Annotated in this window: 11 protein-coding genes; 1 reads left to right on the top strand and 10 read right to left on the bottom strand. The window is 69.8% G+C overall.

Going from position 1 to position 18149, the window contains the following annotated elements:
- Positions 1-103: 103 nt before the first annotated feature.
- Both G555_RS0102430 and G555_RS0102435 read right to left on the bottom strand, forming a co-directional pair.
- Entirely contained in the window at positions 104-2350 is a 2247-nt protein-coding gene (locus G555_RS0102430) for a YhgE/Pip domain-containing protein (RefSeq protein ID WP_028707639.1), read from the bottom strand.
- Between the two features lie 13 nt (positions 2351-2363).
- Positions 2364-5039, bottom strand: a complete 2676-nt coding sequence (locus tag G555_RS0102435) for an MMPL family transporter (RefSeq protein WP_028707640.1) — start codon at positions 5037-5039, stop codon at positions 2364-2366.
- Positions 5040-5186: 147 nt separating this feature from the next.
- On the opposite strand from G555_RS0102435, the gene G555_RS17440 reads away from it, so the two are divergent.
- A complete protein-coding gene (locus G555_RS17440) occupies positions 5187-5813 on the top strand; it encodes a TetR/AcrR family transcriptional regulator (RefSeq protein ID WP_051208264.1) in 627 nt (208 codons plus the stop codon).
- Positions 5814-6013: 200 nt separating this feature from the next.
- Here the strand turns inward: G555_RS17440 and G555_RS0102445 are convergent, their stop codons facing one another.
- The 8 genes from G555_RS0102445 to G555_RS22520 all read right to left on the bottom strand — a co-directional run.
- Positions 6014-7354, bottom strand: coding sequence for a choice-of-anchor M domain-containing protein (locus tag G555_RS0102445; RefSeq protein WP_028707641.1), 1341 nt, complete (start codon positions 7352-7354; stop codon positions 6014-6016).
- Between the two features lie 114 nt (positions 7355-7468).
- Positions 7469-8356, bottom strand: a complete 888-nt coding sequence (locus G555_RS17445) for a lytic transglycosylase domain-containing protein (protein ID WP_051208266.1) — start codon at positions 8354-8356, stop codon at positions 7469-7471.
- Complete coding sequence (locus tag G555_RS17450; protein ID WP_211223151.1) at positions 8353-9318, bottom strand: anchored repeat-type ABC transporter permease subunit; 966 nt, start codon at positions 9316-9318, stop codon at positions 8353-8355. The genes G555_RS17445 and G555_RS17450 overlap by 4 nt, the downstream gene beginning before the upstream one ends.
- The gene (locus tag G555_RS0102460) at positions 9315-10082 is read right to left on the bottom strand and encodes an anchored repeat-type ABC transporter ATP-binding subunit (protein WP_036920712.1); all 768 of its coding nucleotides are present in this window, start codon (positions 10080-10082) and stop codon (positions 9315-9317) included. Before G555_RS0102460 ends, G555_RS17450 begins: the two co-directional genes overlap by 4 nt.
- Positions 10079-11212 carry a choice-of-anchor M domain-containing protein gene (locus G555_RS17455; RefSeq protein WP_084634577.1) on the bottom strand — a complete coding sequence of 378 codons (1134 nt, stop codon included), beginning with the start codon at positions 11210-11212 and terminating at the stop codon, positions 10079-10081. The genes G555_RS0102460 and G555_RS17455 overlap by 4 nt, the downstream gene beginning before the upstream one ends.
- A 50-nt stretch (positions 11213-11262) precedes the next feature.
- Positions 11263-12765, bottom strand: a complete 1503-nt coding sequence (locus G555_RS0102470; RefSeq protein WP_084634592.1) for an anchored repeat ABC transporter, substrate-binding protein — start codon at positions 12763-12765, stop codon at positions 11263-11265.
- A gap of 119 nt (positions 12766-12884) precedes the next feature.
- Positions 12885-16322 carry a TIGR03773 family transporter-associated surface protein gene (locus tag G555_RS0102475; RefSeq protein ID WP_028707644.1) on the bottom strand — a complete coding sequence of 1146 codons (3438 nt, stop codon included), beginning with the start codon at positions 16320-16322 and terminating at the stop codon, positions 12885-12887.
- A 1315-nt stretch (positions 16323-17637) separates the two neighbouring features.
- Positions 17638-18149, bottom strand: a 512-nt coding sequence (locus G555_RS22520) for a tail fiber domain-containing protein (protein ID WP_028707645.1), incomplete at its 5' end; no start/stop codon positions are given.

The following is an 18149-nucleotide window of genomic DNA, read 5'->3' on the forward strand; positions in this document are numbered from 1 at the left end:
GGCTTCGCTGTCGGGCTTCATTCCGAACGAGAGCCGCGCTGAGCGTGCCGGACCCGGCCACGAGACGCCCGGCAGCGCCTCGACGAAGTCAGCCTCGACAGGGTCAGTGCACGGCGACGAGCTCCGACGCCGGCACCTTCCGCGACCGGAGCACGGCGACGACGCATCCCACGAGGCCGAGCAGCAACCAGCCCGTCAACGCGATGAGCGGGTTGACCAGGGACTGCCCGTTCATCAGCGCTCTCACCGCCTCCAGGGCCGAACCGACCGGGGACAGGGGTTTCAGCACGCTCAGCCAGGACGGCAGCGCCGACGTCAGAGCCGTCGCCGTGGTGAGGATCACGAACCCTGCCGACAGCCACCGGCCGACGTTCTTGAACAGCGCGACGAGCGCGAAGTTGATCGCGATGAACGCGAGGGACGCGAGCAGCAGGACGCCGGTCAGCGCCAGGCCCTGCGGGACCCCGATCGCGGCGGCGACCACCGCCAGGACGACCGCCTGCACCGCGCCGACCACCGCGCCGGGCAGCAGGGACTCTCCGAGCACGCGCGCCGAGGACGCCGTGGACATCGCCGCGCCCTTGCGGATGGTGGTCGTCACGATGTACATCGCCATCGCGCCGAGCCACAGCGCCACGACCACCACGAGGGACGCCCACGCGACGCCGGGACCGGGCAGGCCGAGGACCGAGTCGTCCGAGACCGGTGCCGCGACGACCTCCGAGAGGTTCTTGCGCTCGGTCGCCGAGTAGGTCGGGACCTGCGTGGCCCCCTCGGCGACGCCCGTCGCGAGCTTCTGGGTGCCGGTGCTCAGTTCCGACGCGCCCTCGGCGGCCTGCGACAGCCCGGTCGCGAGCGTCCGGGCACCGGTGGCCGTCTGGTCGACGCCCGCGGTGTACTGCGTCAGCCCGGTGGTGAACTGGCTCACGCCGGACGACAGTTGCGTCGCCCCTGTGGACAGTTGCGTCGCGCCCGAGGACAGTTGCGAGATGCCGCTGCTCAGCGCCGGCATGCCGTCGGCGAGCTTCTTCGTGCCCGAGGCGAGTTCGCTGCCCCCCGCCCGAAGCTGTTCGAGCTTCTTCGTGGCGGCGTCCAGCTCGGACTGGGTCGGGACGTCGATCGCGTCCACGGTCTGCTGGAACTCCGTCGCGCCCGCGCTCAGATTCGCCGCTCCGCTCATGATGGTGGAGCCGTCTTCCTCGGTCGTGAGACCCGTCACCGCAGCCGAGGCACCGCCGCTGACCCCGGCGCTCACGCCGGTGCTGAGACCAGCGGCGAAGCCCGCGCACCCGGCGTCGCCGTAGGCGGCCTGGATCTCGGCGGGGCAGGCACCGCCGATCTGCGACTGCACCTGCGTCGTGACCTCCGCGGCCACCGGCGACGGGTCGTCGACGAGCGCTTCCATGCCCGACTTGTAGGTCTGCAGCCCGGTGTTCAGCTTTGTCATGCCCCCGGTGAGCACGCTGACCTGGCCGAGCTTCGCCAGTTGCGCCGCCGACGCCGTGGTCTGGGTCTCGGTCTCGTCGATGAGGGTGTCGACGCCCGCGACGTAGGTGGACACACCATCGGCCAGCGCCTTGGTCTGGCTCGGGAGCTGGGCCGTCTGCGAGTTCAGTTGCGACGCTCCCGTGGCGAGTTGCGAGGCGCCCGTCGCGAGCTGGGACGCGCCGCTGTCGAGCTGCGACGCACCGCTGTTGAGCTGGGCGCTGCCGGCGGAGAGCTGTTCGAGACCGGTGGCGAGCTGGTCGGTGCCGGTCGAGGCCTGACCGATCCCCGTCGACAGCGAGGACGCGCCGTCGGCGAGTTGCTGCGTGCCCGTCTTGAGGTCGGTGAACTGGGTGTGCATGTCGTTGAAGCCGACGTAGATCTGGTCCAGGTAGGTGGTCGTGAGGGACGCGTTGAGCGTCGTCACGGCTTCCTTCGCGACGGACTGCCCCAGCGAGGTCTCGGCGATCCCGCCGTTGGACGAGGTCTGGATCTTGATCGTCGCCTTGTGCGCGCTGTCGGCGTCCTTCGCGTACGAGGTCGCGGCCGCCGAGAAGTTCTCGGGGATGGTCACGACCGCGGCGTACGTCCCGTCGCCCAGCCCGGCGCTGGCGTCCTCGGCACTGGCGATGACCCAGTCGAGGTTCTGCTCACGATCCGAGTCGACCAGCGCCGCCGTGAGCTGCCGTCCGAGCGGCACCGTCTGGCCGTTGACGGTCACGGCCTCGTCGTTGTTGACGATCGCGGCCTGCACGGTGTGGAGCCGGCTGTCGAGGTTCCAGGTCGCGGCAAGGAAGCCGGCGGCGAAGATCAGCGGGACCAGCAGAACGCCGACCAGCGTGTACCAGGTGTGTCGCTTCGACATCTTCGGACTTCCTTCAGTTCGTGGCCCGGGCGAGGGCGCGGTCGAGGGGCAGATTGACCTGGGTGTACGGGGCGGGCGGCAGGGCGGTCAGGTCGGAGCCTGGTGGGGTGCCGAGCACCCAGGTCACCTCGGGCCGGGATTTCATGGCCGTGACGAGGGCCGCGAACTCCTCGGCGTTGAGCTTGCTCACACCGTCCACGGCGACCAGGGACGCACGCGACCGGGTCAGCGCCTGAGCGACGTTGGGCTGGTCGCTGGTCAGCACCTCGGCCCGGCGACGCACCTGGCTCGCCTGTTCGGGCAGGACGAGGCCGAGGACCTTCAGCTCCCCGGCGGTGAGGTCGGTGCGGCCCGTGATGGCGAGGAGCAGGGCGCGGCGGGACTGCGGCGGGCCGGTGACGACGAGCGGCTGTCCGGCGACGAGGGCGACGCGGACATCGGCGAACAGCGTGACGCCGTCCAGATCCAGACGGAGCCCTTCCCCGTACACCGCGTAGGGCGCGGCCTGCTCCCACTGGCCGAGTTTGAGCTGATGGGCCAGGCCCTCGCCCTCGATGTCCATCACGGGCAGGATGCGGTCGAGCCATTTCGGCAGCGACCAGGCCCGGTCGCCGAGCAGGGCCATGACGGCGGGGACGAGGGTCATCCGCACGAGGAAGGCGTCGATCGCCACGCCGACCGCGAGGCCGAACGCGATCGGCTTGATCGCCCCTTCGCCGTTCGGCACGAAGAAGGCGAACACGGCGAACATGATCAGGGCGGCGGCGACGACCACCTTCGCCGTGTGGACGAAGCCGTCCCGCACACTGTTGCGGTTGCCGTGGACGTGCTCCTCGCGCATGCGGGACACGAGGAACACCTCGTAGTCCATCGCGAGGCCGAACAGGATGCCCATCAGGATGATGGGGAAGAAGCTGATGATCGGGACGGCCTCGTGGAGGTTGATGGCCTCCTTGAACCAGCCGTAGTTGAAGACCATCGTCGTGAGGCCGAACGCCGACCCGATCGACAGCAGATACCCCAGGGACGCCTTGATCGGCACCCACAGCGAGCGGAACACGACGGTGAGCAGGACCAGCGACAGGCCGACGACGAAGACGCCGAACGGGAACAGCGCCCCGGCCAGCCGGTCGGACACGTCGATCTGGACGGCCGTCACGCCCGTCACGTAAGTGGTGACGCCGTAGGTGTCCTTCCACTCCTGCTGATGGGCGCGGAGGTCCTTGACGAGCTGGGTGGTGGCGGTGTCGTCGGGGCCGGTCTCGGGGACGATCTGGATCATCATGGAGTCGGCGTTCTGGTTCGGGGTCGCCAGCGGCACGGATGCCACCCCGGGAAGCTGCTCGATCTCGGCCTTGAGGTCGGCGACCAGCGTCAGCGGGTCGTCCGACTCGACGATGGAGCCGGTGAGGATGAGCGGGCCGTTCGCCCCGACCCCGAAGTGCTCGGAGATCTGGTCGTAGGTGTCGCGGGCAGCCGTGCCCGGTGCGCTCTGCCCGGCGGTGGGCAGGGCCATGTGGATGTCCTTGGCGGGAAGGGAGAGCGCGCCGAGGGCGGCGATGACGAGGACGATGGTGAGCACCGGCACCTTCGTCACGACGCCGACCCACCAGGTGGCGGCACGCTCGGACGCCGTCTGCCGCGTCTCCTTGCCCGCCTTGGCCGGTTTCGGGCGCAGCCGTTCGCCGCCGAATCCCAGGAGCGCGGGCAGCAGCGTGTTCGCCAGCAGCACGGCGATCCCGACGGTGACGGCGGAGAACATGCCCATCACGGTGAGGAACGGGATGTCGGCGATGAACAGGCCGATGAGAGCGATGATCACCGTCAGCCCGGCGAAGACGACCGCGGAGCCGGCTGTGGCCACAGCGCGCGCGGCGGACTCCTCGGGGGACAGGTCGGGGCGGCGGAGCTGATCGCGGTGCCGGGACACGATGAACAGGCAGTAGTCGATGCCGACCGCGACGCCGAGCATGACGGCGAGCATCGGGGTCGTCGAGTTGACGTCGGTGAACGCGGCCCCGATGAGGATGATCAGTGTTCCCAGCCCGGCGGCCATCAGCGCCACCGCGAGGGGGAAGCCCGCGGCGATGAGCGAGCCGAGCGTGAGGATCAGCACGACGAACGCGACGACCACGCCGAGGAACTCGACCACCGACAGGTGGGGCAGGTCGGTGGAGAACACGTCTCCGCCGACGGTGATGGACGAGCCGGGCAGCAGGGTCTCGATGGTCCGGGCGTCCTCGGTGAGAGCCGCTCGGTCGGCGTCGGACCATTCCGCGAGGCTGCCCTGGACGCCCATGCGCACGATCGCGGCTCGCCCGTCATCGCTGACGAGGCCGCTCACGATCGTGCTGTAGGGCGAGGTCACGCTTTCGACCTTGTGGGCGTTCTCGAGGTCCTTCAGCCACGACTCGACGGCCTTCTTGACGTCGGGGTCGGTGAAGGTCTGCCCCTCGGGGGCGACGACGACCGCCGTCGCCGTCGCGTCGCCCGATCCCGGGAAGGTGGTGTTGAGCTGCCGCAGGGCCTCGGCCGAGGGAGCTCCGGGAATGGTGAAGTCGTCGCTGAACCTGCCGCCGAAGGCAGCCGCCGAACCGCCCAGCACCGCCGCGACGACGAGCCACACGGCGAGGACACGGAACCGGTGACGAAAGCACGCCCGCCCCAGACGGTAGAGGAATGCGGACACGTGTTCTCCCCTCGGCGAGGGCCACGGCGGCAGAACCCTGCCTCGGCCCGTTCGATACGCTAGTGTATTCGATACGGCGGTGTATCCAACACGAGGCCGCATCGGGGACATCCCAGGGTTGAGACCGATCGTCCGAGAGGGGCAGCGATGACGGATTCGACGCTCACCGCCCGCCGGGCCCACACGCGCGACAGGCTCCTGGACGCCGCCTTGGAGATCTTTGCCGCGAAGGGCGTGCAGGCGGCCACGGTGGAGGAGATCTGCGAGCGTGCCGGCTTCACGCGCGGTGCGTTCTACTCCAACTTCGAGTCGAAGGACGATCTCTGCGTCGCCGCGTTCCGCCGCTTCGTCGCGGACGCCGAGCAGACGGTCAGGGCCGCCGTCGATGTCGTGCCGCAGACGCTCGGCGACGAGGCGCAGCTCCCGGATGTGCTCGACGCGGCGCTCGGCGTCGCCCTCGACAAGGGGATCGCCGCTCCCACGCGGGTGCTGGCGCAACTGGAGATCCGGCTGCACTTTCTGCGCAATCCCCACCTGGCCGACAAGGCTCCCAAGCTCGGCGGGACGAACGCCATCTTCGTCGAACTGCTGGACAACGAACTGCAGCGGATCCGCTTCGGCCTGCGGCTGCCGACGGCTCAGGCCATCGATCTCCTGGGCTGCGTCCTCGAGTCGCACACGATGCGGGGCTCCGATCCGGCGATGATCCACGCCCTCATGCGGGACACCTTGAAGGCGATGATCGTCCGGCTCGACGGAGCGTGCCAGGCCTGACGTCGCCGGACTCTCCGCGCCGGCGCCTCGCCGGTGGCACCGGCCGCCGGGTTGCGGGGCGGCCGCGAAGCGAAAGGTGACCGCCAGGCTGCGGGGCATACGGCCCGCGAATCCGGGCTGATGGCCATGGCAACCTGACGGTCACTCTTCGCCGGTGAGGCGGTCCGACCGCCGGACACCCACAACCGGCGGTCCGCCGGTCAGGGGCGTCGGAGCATCCGACGTCTGAGGAGGAGGCTGCCGGCCGCGCCGCCGACGGCGACGAGTCCTGCCACGGCGGCGATGCCCGCTCCGGTTCCGGTGTCTGCGAGCTGCGGATCGGCGGCACCGTCCTCGTCATCCTGGTCCGTGGGCGGTGCGCTCTCGGAGGACGACCCGCTGGGAACAGGATCGCTTGCCGACTCCGACGAGTTCGGGGTCTGTGACCCCGTTCCGGACGGCGACTCCGACGGCAGCGCCGATCCCGACGGAGACTCCGACGGCGACGGCGACCCGGTCGGCGACGGCGACCCGGACGGCGACGGAGTCTCGGAGGGAGCGGGCGTCGCGACGGGACCGACCGGGTCGGATACGGCCACGCCGTTCGTGCGGCCCAGTTTCGTCGCGGTCACCTCGACGGAGATCTGACTGCCCAGCAGGGCGTCCGTCACGTCGAGGGTGCTGCCCGTCGCGCCGGTGATCGGCTGGCCGTCCGCCAACCACTGATAGGTGACGGAGTCCGGAGTGCGCTCCCAGGTGCCGCCCGTCGCCGTGAGCGTCTCACCGGGCGCAGGCGTCCCGCTGACGACGGGTTTTGCCGTCGAGACCAGCGCGAGGTCGGTCGCAGCCCCGACACGGATGTGGTAGCTGGCGCTCGGGCCGGTCAGCGTCTCGCCCGTGGTCGTCGTGGCCGACGGCGTCACCGTGAGGTAGTAGTCGCCCGGCTGAGTGAAGACCCAGTTCGTGTGCACATGGGCGTTCCTCGCGATGGGAATCACGTCGGGCGCGGGATCGGCGGTGTTGACGTAGGTGTTCTGAACTCCGCCGAACGTCCCCGTCTGCCAGGTGAAGACCTCCCCCGGGCCCTCGATCTGCAGGTCCAACTCCACGGGCGAACCGGTTGCAGAAAGGCTGACACCGTCCGGAAGAGTGCTCGGGAGCCGCTCGGTGCTCCAGCCGGGCCAGGGCAGATCCGGGTTCTGCGTCTGCGGCAAGTAGTAGACGGTGGTCCCGTCGACCTTCAGGAAGTCGTACGCGGACGGCATCCCCGACAGATCCAGCACCGCCAACCCGCTGTCGACCAGGAGCGATGTCTCCTCGGGAGCACGGAACTCGACGCCGGAGGAGTAGATCCTGGTGTCGTCCTTGACGCTGAGCTTCAGGCCCGCCGATTCGGCGTCGTAGGTGACCTCGAACAGATCGATGTGTCCCTTCGGCAGCACGTACTCCCGCAGTGGGTCCGCCCTCGCCTGGGTGATGCCGGACCCCAGGACAAGGAGGGCGAGGCCGACGGCGAGCGCGAGCGTCACCCCGAGGCGAGGAATGGATTTGTGGGCGGACATTGGTTACTCGGTCTCCTTCGACTGGCGGAACGATCGATCCTTGCGATATTAAACGATATTGAGAGTCGATATCAATTCGGAGCCGGGTCTGGTCGCTTTCCCGCTGCCCCGCGCCTACCTCAGCGTCGCGTAGGTCGTGGCGGCCTCGGCGACGCGGTTGTTGTAGTCGGCCGAGTCGTTGTAGGCCGCAACGGCCGCGATCCAGCCCTCGGCCACGGTGAGATCGCCGCCGCCGGCCTCGCACAGGAGCACAGCGGCCGAAAGGGCGGCATCGTCGATCTGATTGATGTCCTTCGCGCCGTCCTTGTTCCCGTCCCGGGCGGCCTGAGCCCAGGTGGCGGGAATGAACTGCATCGGCCCGACCGCGCGATCCCAGGCGGTGTCCTGGTCGAGCCTGCCGTCGTCGGTGTCGGGAATCCTCGCCGTGTTCTGCGATCCGTCGAGAGCGATCCCGATGATGGTGGGGCTCGCCACGCCACGGTCGTCGATGCGGGCGCCGTTCATGGTGCCGTGCTCGGATTCGACCTTGCCGATGGCGGCCAGGGTGTTCCAGCCGATCCTGCAGCCCGGGACAGCCCCGGCGACAGCAAGGGACGCCCCGGCGTAGGCGGCCAGCGCACGCTCGGGGATGTCGCCCTGTTCGGCGATGCGGGAGACCCAGGCGGGATCGGCGAGCTCGGAGATCGGAGTGTCCTGCCTGCCGGAGGCCGCACCCGCGTCGACCGCCGCGGCCGACGCGGCCGAGGGAGTCCGCGCGACCCCGCCCGCCGTCGCCGACACCGCCGGAACGGACGGGGCCGGGACGGACGCGCCACCGGCGGCGCCGATCGTTCCGGCGAGGAGCGCTGCTGCACCGAGGACGGCCAGCGTCACGGTCGTCACGGGCAGCAGTCGACGCGTGCCCGTTCGCGGCGATGCGGATTCGGCCGCCACCGGGTCGGGAAGGACGACGGTGCCGTCGTCCCGGTCGCGGTGACGGGCGGGCGGAATCGGTTCGGTCATGAGCGGGCTCCACTGGTGGCGGGCTGAGGATCGGGATCCGTGTCGGCAAGGGACACGGCCGGCGCGGATCCCGACACGGCGCCCGGGTCGGCCGGGCGGGTGCGACGGCCCGGCCGTCCGGCCCGCGCCACAAGCCCCTGTCGCGGGGCGAACACCCAGGCGAGCAGAAACACCGCGGTGAGGACGAGCACGATGGTTCCGCCGGTGGGCAGATCCCACGACCACGACACGTAGAGGCCGGTCAGGGCCGCGAGCCCGCCGATGGCCGGAGCGAGAGCCATCATGATTCCCAGCCGGTCGGTGAGCAGGCGGGCGGTGGCGGCCGGGGTGACGAGCAGGGCGAGCACGAGGATGTTGCCGATGGTCTGCACCGAGATGACCACCGCGAGGGTGACGAGGACGTAGAGGACCAGATCGAGCCAGAACACCTGCACGCCGAGCGCCCGCGCCGATTCGCGGTCGAGACTGATGGTGACGAACTCCTTGTGCAGCAGGAACACCACCAGCAGCACGACCGCGCCAGTGATACCGACGACGTACAGGTCCGAGTCGGGGATGCCGGTGATGGACCCGAACAGGAACTGCTGCAGGCTTCCCGCATACCCGGGGGCCTGGGAGATGATGACCACACCGAGCGCGAAGGCGGCGACGAACAGGACCCCGATGATCGAATCCTCCTTCAGGCGCCGGTTCTGGGAGAACACGGCCACCAGGATCGCCGTCGCGATCCCCGCCAGCGAACCGCCCAGCACGAGGTTCCCGCCGACGACGAACGCAATGGCCAGGCCGGGGAAGACGGAGTGGGCGACCGCATCCCCGATGAAGGCCATGCCGCGCAGCACCACGTAGCAGCCGATCACCCCGCACACGATCGACGACATGACGGCCACCGCGAGCGCCTTCGGAAGGAATGCGAGCTCGGGATTGAGAAGGTCGCCGAGGAACTCGATCGGGCTCATCAGGCGGCCGCCTGCACCATGCGCAGCAGCGCCGAGCCCGGCCCGATCCCGAACGTCCTCGCCCACAGGCTCGGATCGCCGGCCAGTTCGGCGGGCGTGCCTGACGCGACGATCGTGCGGTTGAGCAGGGCGATCCGGTCGGAACCGTCCAGGGCCGAGAGGATGTCATGAGTCGTCATCAGCAGAGCGCGTCCTTCGTGGGCAAGATCGGCGAACAAGCCGGAGAGCAGTTCCTGGGTCGGCATGTCGAGACCGGTGAACGGTTCGTCGAGCAGCAGCACCGCGGGCTGGAGAGCCAGCGCACGGGCGACGAGCACGCGCTGCCGCTGCCCGCCGGAGAGCTGCCCGACAGGACGGTCCGCCAACTCGGTCATCCGCACCCTGTCCAGAGCGTCGGCGACCGCCTCCCATTGCGCGGCTCCGGGGCGGCGGGCCAGACCGAGCCGCCCGGTGAGCCCGGTCATGACGACGTTGGCCACGGAGATCGGGAACTCCCAGGCGAAGTCCAGGCGCTGCGGGATGTACCCGACCGGGACCCGACCGGGCTTGGCGGGGCGACCCTCGACGGTGACCGCGCCCGCGGCGGGCTTCAGAAGGCCGAGAATCGTGCGCAACAAGGTGGTCTTGCCCGCCCCGTTCGGGCCGATCAGCCCGACCAGCTCCCCGCGGTGCGCCCGGAGATCGACCGAGTGCAGCACACGACGGCCGCCGAGATCGACAGACACCTTCTCCACCGCCAGCGCCGCCGTCGTTCCGGTGTCGCTCATGCGTCACCGCCTCGCGAGCCGTCGCGGCCGGGATCCGGGCCGGGGGCCTGTCCCGGATCCGCCGTCGATCCCGGTTCGTCCGGACTCCCGCGGTCGCCCGTGCGGGCCGCGAGGATGCGGCGCCTGGCCTGGTTGCCACGGGCGATCGCGATCGCGAACCCGGTGACCAACCCGACCGCGACGACGATGATCGCGCCGATCAGGACGGGCACCAGCGGGCCGGACGAATCCGTGTCGCGGTTCGCCGGTGCCGTCGCGTCCTGCGTGGATCCCGCCGTCGCCCCGGCCGACGCCGGGGCGGTGCTGGTCGGATCGTCCTCACCCTGCCAGGTCGCGGCCATCGCCTCGGCGGGGGATGTGGCGGTGCCGACCGCGAAGCGGATGAGCTGGGTGTCGGAGGCGTGGCTGCCGTCGACCAGGTCGGCCTCGGCCGTCAGCCGCAGCAGGTAGACGCCCGGCTTCGTGAACACCCAGTTGGCGTGCGTGTGGGTGTTGACGTCGACCCACACCGGCTGCGCGTCCGTCTTCCGCGAATCCCACAGCACCTGCGGCGCTCCGAAGGAGCCCGACTGCAGGTAGGTGGTCACCACGCCCGGGCCCTGCACCCCGGTCAGCGACAAGGTGATCCCCCGGTCGATCGTCTTCATGACGTCGGGATCCTGAGTGTTCCAGCCCAGCCAGACCACGTCGGGGTTCTGCGTCTGGGGCACGACCCACACGGTCTCGCCGGGATCGGCGCCGAGGAAGGAGTATGCCTCGTCGTCGGGCACGGTCAGCTCGGCGGCGTCGACGACGTGGAAGACGGTCTCGTCCGGGTAGCGCCAGACGCTCTTCGCGTCCGCGTCGGCCCGGGCGACGTCGTCGTGGATGAGGAACCGCCAGGTGCCGTCCTTCTCGAACTTCGGGCCCATGTCCACATGCCCGGTCTCCAGCACTCGCTCCCCGTGCACGATCGCCAGGTCCGGGGAGAGCGTCTGCTTGAGGTTCGGGTCGTCCGGCGGAGCCGTCTCCGCCCACGCCGCCGACGGCGCGAGCAGCGCCGCGCCGGCGAGGACGATGCCCAGGACGCCCAGCACCGGCCGGCGCCGTCGGAGGGCGCGGGTACGTGCGGGCCTGTCAGCGTGCGTCATGTGTTCTTCTCTTCTCATCCGGTTCATCGGTCCTCGGTGCGCGGGCGGGATCACGTGCCGCCGAGACAACCGAGCAGGGAGTCCGCGTTGAAACGCATCATCTGCACATAGCTCGTGACGTGTTCGTCGAACGTGTCGCCGTAGATCGCGCACACGGCGATGCCCTGCTCGGCAGCGACCTGGGTCAGGGTCGAGGACCGCGCCTTCAGATTGGGTTCCAGGAACACCGCGGGGATATGCAGCGTGCGGAGCGTCTCGGAGAGCTTCTTGCGGTCCGCCAGCGACTCCTCGGCCGAGGGGTTCGGCGTGACGAACCCGGCCACCTGGATGTCGTAGGCGTCGGCCAGATACGCGAACGCGTCGTGCGTGGTCACCAGGTACCGGTTCTTCTGCGGGATCCTCGCGATCACGTCCCGCACGTAGCCGTCGGTGGCCTCCAACTCCGTCAGGTACGCCTGGGTGTTGGCCGCGTAGGTGCGCGCCCCGGCCGGGTCAGCCCCGATCAGGGTGTCCCGGATGAGCTGCACATAGGCCATCGCGTTGCGCACGTTCTGCCACAGGTGCGGGTCGATCTCGCCGTGCACATGCTTGCCGAGGACGGCCTGGGCGAGCTGGTAGATCTGATCGCCCGCATGCCCGAGGAACGTGTACTGGCCTCCGGCGGGAATCTCCGCCAGAGCCTTGGCCGGCACGTCGATCACCACCTCGTCGGCGGCGTACGCGTGCTGAGTGTGCTCGCCGCCACCCTCCGGGTCGTAGCGAACCTCGAGCGTGCCCTCGTCGAGGTTCGCCGCCAGGTCCGCGTGTCCCTTGTCGAGCACCACCGGGTCCGTCATGCCCGCCTCCGCGGCGGCCTCGACCGGGTTCACGCCCACCGCGAACGTGTAGGTGGCCTCGCCCAGGTCGGTCGGCCTGGACGTGTCGTCGACCCGAAGCTGCGCCGTGAGGGTGATCGTGTAGACGCCTGGCTTCGTGAACGCCCAGGAGAGATGCGTGTGAGCGTCCGCCGGCAGGCTCATCGTGTCGTCCTTGTAGCCGGTGGCGGCGTCGAACCCGTCGGAGGAGTCGAAGTACACGTCGGTGTCCCCGAACGTCCCGGTCAGATAGGCGTACACGTCCCCGGGGCCCGTGGCCGCCGTGGCCGAGAGGAGCACCTCGGAGGTGCGCGTGGCACCGTACTGCTCACCGTCGCCCTGTGCCCGCAACCCCAGCCACACGGTGTCGAGATTGACGTCCTCGACCAGCGGAATCAGCTCGGCGGCGTACTTGACCGACTCCTCCACCAGCGACACGTTCACCGCGTCGTCGCCGATGTTGGCGTCCAGGGTCTTGATGATCGACTGCTCCTCCAGCATCGCGTAGTTGCTGAACGCCACATCGGCGTACACCACGTTGCGGGCGTCCCGCAGCGTCGGCTCGTAGGTGTGCGGGTCGCCGTTGTCCGGTACCAGGGAGACCACGTCCACCCGGTCGCCGCCCACGTGGGACACCAGATCGCGCAGGATGCCCGTGGTGGTCACCACCTGCAGCCGGTCCGAGTCGGCCGCCAGCATCGGCTTGGCCGCGCACCCCGAAACCAGCAACCCCACGGCGGCAAGCACCGCGAGGGACCGCAGCCCGCGACGGAGCCGGTGGTCGAGCGGACGCAATCCGATCACCGATGCCCAGCCCGTCACGAGGCGCCCGACGCCGACGCCGCGACGCCCTCCCAGCGACGTCTGCGCCACCACAGCCCGCCTGTGCCGACCGCTCCGAGGAGCAGCAGCCCGCCGAGGACGTCGAGCAGCAGGGGGACGGGATTGCCGTTCGCGAGTTCCTCGAACGGATTCGAGGCGCCTGGCCCCGGCACGTCCGAACCCTCCCCGGGCAGCTCCGCGGCAGCGACCTCCGCTGCCTCCGCCACGGCCTGGTCGGCCGCGACCCGTGCCTGGTCCGCAGTGGTGTCGACACCGGACCGAGCCCCGTTCGAGACCGCGCCGCACCCGGTGGTACTGGTCGTCACGGTGGTGGGATCGACGTCCCCGACGGCGATGGTCAGCACCTCGCTGTCGGAGGACGTCCGGCCCCCGGCCAGCCTCACCGACTGGGTGAAGTGCAGCCGGTACACGCCCTGCTTGCTGAACGCCCAATTCGCGTGCGCGTGCACGCCCAAGGCGATCGAGGACGTGCCGGTGCCGTCGAACACCAGATCCTGCACCCCGCTGAACGAGCCGATGGTGTAGACGGCCACGGTGCCCGGCCCCTCGACCTCGGTCAACGTCCAGGTGACGGCGCTCGACGCATTGCCGGCGTTGAGCAACTCGGTGGACCAGCCCAGCCAGACCAGGCTCTGCTCCTGGGTCTGCGGGATCTGCCACACCGTCGAGCCCGCGGCCCCGATCTGGGAGAACCCGGACGGCAGGGTGACCTTGCTGGAGGGTTTGAGCCACAGCACCGTCGACCCCGGATCCCGGTAGACCCGGGAGCCGGTCGAATCGTCCCCGATCAGGGATTCCAGCTTCCCGCCGACGATCTGCGCATTCCAGTCCATGTGTCCGGAGGACAGCACCGTCGACCTCGTCGGCGTGCACTCGGCCGCGGTGGTCCGCTTCTTCCGCACCGCGTCTGTGGCCGTGTCGGCGCCGGGGTTCGTCGTGGTGCCCTTGGCGACCGTGGCGCCGCCTCCGGACGTGTCCACGCAGTCCGCGCCTCCGTCGACCGCGCTGACCGGATCGACGTCCCCCACAGCGATGGTCAGGGTCTCGGTGTCGGACGACCTCTGCCCGCTCGCCAGCGTCGCCGACTGGGTGAAGTGCAGCCGGTAGATGCCCGCCTTCGTGAACGCCCAGTTCGCATGCGCGTGCACGCCCAGGTTGATCTGGTAGCTGCCGGCCCCGTCGAACACCATCTTCTCGATCCCGCCGAAGGCGCCCTGGAGGAACACCGACACCTCGCCGGGCCCCTCGACCCGATCCAGGTTCCACGTCACCGGGCTCGCGAGGTGGGAGGAGTTCACCAGCTCCGTCGACCAGCCCAGCCAGATCAGATCGGAGTTCTGCGTCTGCGGCCCCAGGAACACGCTCGTCCCCGCGGGAGCGACCCGCTCGTACCCGGCCGACAGTCTGACCTTGCTGGACGGTTTGAGCCACAGCACCGTCTCCGAGGGCTCCCGGAAGACCTTGCGGCCGGAGGAGTCGTCCCCGATCAACGACTGCAACCTGCCGCCTACGACCTGTGTCGAGTAGTCCAGGTGGCCCGCCGAGATGATCGTCGTCTCCGCCTCGCACCCGGTGGTGGTGTTCGGCGGCGGTGTCGTGCCGTTCCCGGGATCGTCGCCGGAGTCGTCACCGGGATCCTCGGGGGGCGTCACCAGGCTCAGCGCATCCCATCCGATCAGGTCACCCGAGTCGGCCTTCACCACCAGCTTGTGGGACCCGAGCGCGGAACCGGCGGGAAGCCGCACCTGGACCGCGCCACCGGAGTCGGCCTGCACCCAGCCCAGCCACGTCGTCGAGTCCAGCCACACCGACACCCACTGGCCGGCGTGCGAGGCACCCACCTGGACGGTCACGAGCTGCCCCGGCGTGAACCCGGCATCGCCCCCGAGCACCTCGATGCCGCCCGTGGTCGCATCCGTCAACTGTGGCTCCGGCACCGGGGTGACGTCCTGCTCGGACGGCTCATCCGTGCGTGCGAAGCACGCCGCCGGGTCGATCCGGGTGACGTCGACCTCTCCGACCGCGATGGCGAGCGTGAACGTGTCCGAGGCGTTCGTCCCGTCCGCCGACCTGGTGGACCGGGTGAAGCCGAGGCAGTAGGTGCCCTGCGTGGAGAACGCCCAGGACCCGTGCACGTGGGAGTTCTTCGGGATCTCGAACGAGTCCTTCTCCGTGATCCCGTCGCGTGTGTTGTACAGCACGTTCGGCGAGGACAGGCTCGTCGTGTACAAGGCGAACTCGCCGGGCCCGGAGATCCTGTCCAGGCTCCAGGTCACCCCTGTCTGCGTCGCGGCGACGGGTATCGCCTCGGTCGACCACCCCGGCCACAACAGTCCTGCCTGTTGCGTCTCGGAGACCTGCCACAGCGCGGATCCGGCCTCGCCGAGAAACGCGTACGCCTCGACGGCCGGGACCGTCGTCTGCGCTTCCGGCCGCACCTGCAACACGGTCGTGGCCGGGTCGCGGTAGGTGGTTCCCGCCGCGAGATCGGAGTCGTCCTTGATCCTCGTGACGAGCGTGCCGCCCTCGAGGAGGGAGGCGACATCGATATGTCCCTCGGTGATGATCGTCGCCCCCGACGCGGTCGTGCTGTGGTTCGGCACGTCCCACGCCGCCGGGTCGGGATCCGTCTCGTCCGAACCGTCCCCGGCGTCCTCGTCGGCGTCGGCGCGGGGCGCCTGCTGGGTGCCACGCGCGGTCGCGGTGGCCCCGCCGCTGCCTGCCGGCGTTGCGACGGCGGACGTGCTGCCCCGATCCGTCGAGGTGCCGACCGCCGGCACGGAGACCTCGACGGCGTAGTCGGCGGTCGAGGTCAGTGTCCGGTCGGCGGTCTCGCTCGTCCCCGTCGTCGTGTCGGCGCTGCCTGTCGGCGCGGATGCTCCGGTGTCTGCGGCCGAGGTCAGCTCCACCTCGGCGGTGAGTCGCAGGACGTAGTCTCCGGCGCGATCGAAGGCCCACGTGAGGGTGTCCGAACTCGTGCTGCCGATCGCCACTGCCCGGCCCGCCACCCAGTCCGTCCGGCTTCCGTTCCTGTCGACGATCCCGATCCGGACGGCAGCGTCCTCGGGCGACGTCGTGATCTCGTAGCTCAGGCGTGCTCCGGCGAACGCCAGTCCGTCGGGGATCGAGTCCGTGTCGACGAGCACCTGTGACGTCGAGGATTCTCCGGCCACCGCCGTGAAGACCGTGGTCGCCGGGTCGAGGAGCGTGCCGTTCTCGGCGGCGGTCACTGACAGGCCGGTGCGGTCCCCGACCAGGGCGGGAAGCGACGCCTGGGACAAGGCGACCCGGGTCGTCCGTGCGGGTTCTTCGGCGAACGACGCGGGGGCGCCGAGAGTGCCGCTCAGAAGCGCGGTCGTGACGCCGAGGGTGAGCAGGGAGAGGAGACGACGGGCGTGCAGAGTGCTGTGCATATGCGGCTTTCCGCCGTGGCTGTGCCGCGGCGCGGTGGAGGGACCAAGGAATCGAGGGGACCGCGGGCACGGATGCGCCCGCGCCGGTGCGCCTAGGTCGCTTGCATGGCCTGCCTCGCTTCTACAGCACGCTGGTGCTGGCCGTGGCTACTTAATGAGAATGAGTCTCATCATCACTGATGAGTATTACAGCAGCCGTTTTCTGGACTGTCAAGGCGCGCACCACGTCGCCGAGCGGCCCGCGATGGGCGAAGCAGACAGGGACAGCGGTGACCGCCAGGTTGTGAGGCATTCCAGCCGGGTGAGCCGCCCGCCGCGGGCTGACCGCCACCTTGTACGGGCTACGCGGCCCGGATCCGGCGCCGTATGCCTTACAACCTGGCGGTCATCGGCCGCGGGCCGCGCCCACCGGGCCGGTATGCCTCACAAGCTGGCGGTCAACCATCTCGGAACAGTGAGAAGGGGGGCCGGCGGCGGGCAGCGCCGCCGGCCCCGGAGGCGTCGGGCCGAGCCGGGCCTCGACGCCCCCTGAGCGGGTCGGCGACCTTGGGGAGGCTCACCGCCAACCCGCGCTCGGGTGACCGGCTGAGAAGTCCTGAGACCTCAGCCGGTCGGGGGAGGTGGCGGAGATCCGAGATCTCCGCCACCCGGAGGCGTGGGACCCGGGGGGTGTCCCACACCGCTCAGGAGTGGCCGGTGCCCCCGACCGCTCGGGCTCTCGGCCACGAGCGACGCAACGCCGCGCCGTGCCACCCGCGCGCCTCCCGGCGGGCGCCGGGGTCGGCGAATGCCGCTCGCCGACGGCACGGGGAATGCTGACAGTGCTGCGGACGACGGCACCGTCTCAGAAGGCCCACTGTTCGCGGGGCGGCCACGTCGAATGATCCAGGCATGACCCTCGTCATTGCGACCATTATTCGGTCGCTTCTTTTTCTCATTGAATTTCCGTGACAACCCCACGTGACAGCACCGGTCGCACCACGCACCCGATGTCGTTGCCTGCACGTCATCCCCTGTCACGTCCCACTTCGCAACACGATGACCGTCATCATCGCAGTTCTCGCGAAATCAGCACAAAGTGCATGTCGACCGTGATCTACAGCGGACGAAAGCTCTTGATCCAAATCAAACACGCCTGCCCTGACAACGGATTGATCTGACTATGCAGGCTAACTTCATTCGTCGACGGCAAGGGATTCACGGTGGGCTTCGACGAAGGCCGCACCACCTCGATCCGGCCTCGCCGACGCGTGACGAACGGCGCAAGACCCGAGGAGCCTCTTCTCCTCCCGCAGCGAGACCCGCCGGCCCGGTCTCAGCGGCCGCGTCGGGCGCTCCTCCTCGTCACGGCAGCTCCCGCAGCGATCAACAACGCCCCGACAACCGCGACGACACCGCTCTCGGCACCGGTGGCGGCGAGCCGCCGGTCCGTGACGGCGTGCGCCTGGGTCGGCGAAGCCGAGACCGACCGTGTCGCGGAGGCCGGGACCGACGGTGTCGCGGAGGCCGGAGTCGGCGAAGCCGGGACCGACGGCGTCGCGGAGGCCGGTGTCGGCGAAGCCGGGACCGATGGCGTCGCGGAGACCGACGACGTCGGGATCCGCTCCAGCGTGTTGGTGATCGTCACGGTCTGTGACGGCATGCACGTCTGCCATTCCTCCAAAGAGAGCATGCGCAGCCCGAGCGCGGAATAGTCGACCCGCAGATAGCCGTCCTCATCGGTCGACACCGCGTCCGGATACTCGTCCTGAATCTCCTGCGCGATCACCCCCACCCACACCGTGGACGGATCGGCGATGTAGCGGAACGTGTACAACTGGATCCCGT

The organism is Propionicicella superfundia DSM 22317, from assembly GCF_000423465.1.
Classification (GTDB): Bacteria; Actinomycetota; Actinomycetes; order Propionibacteriales; family Propionibacteriaceae; genus Propionicicella; species Propionicicella superfundia.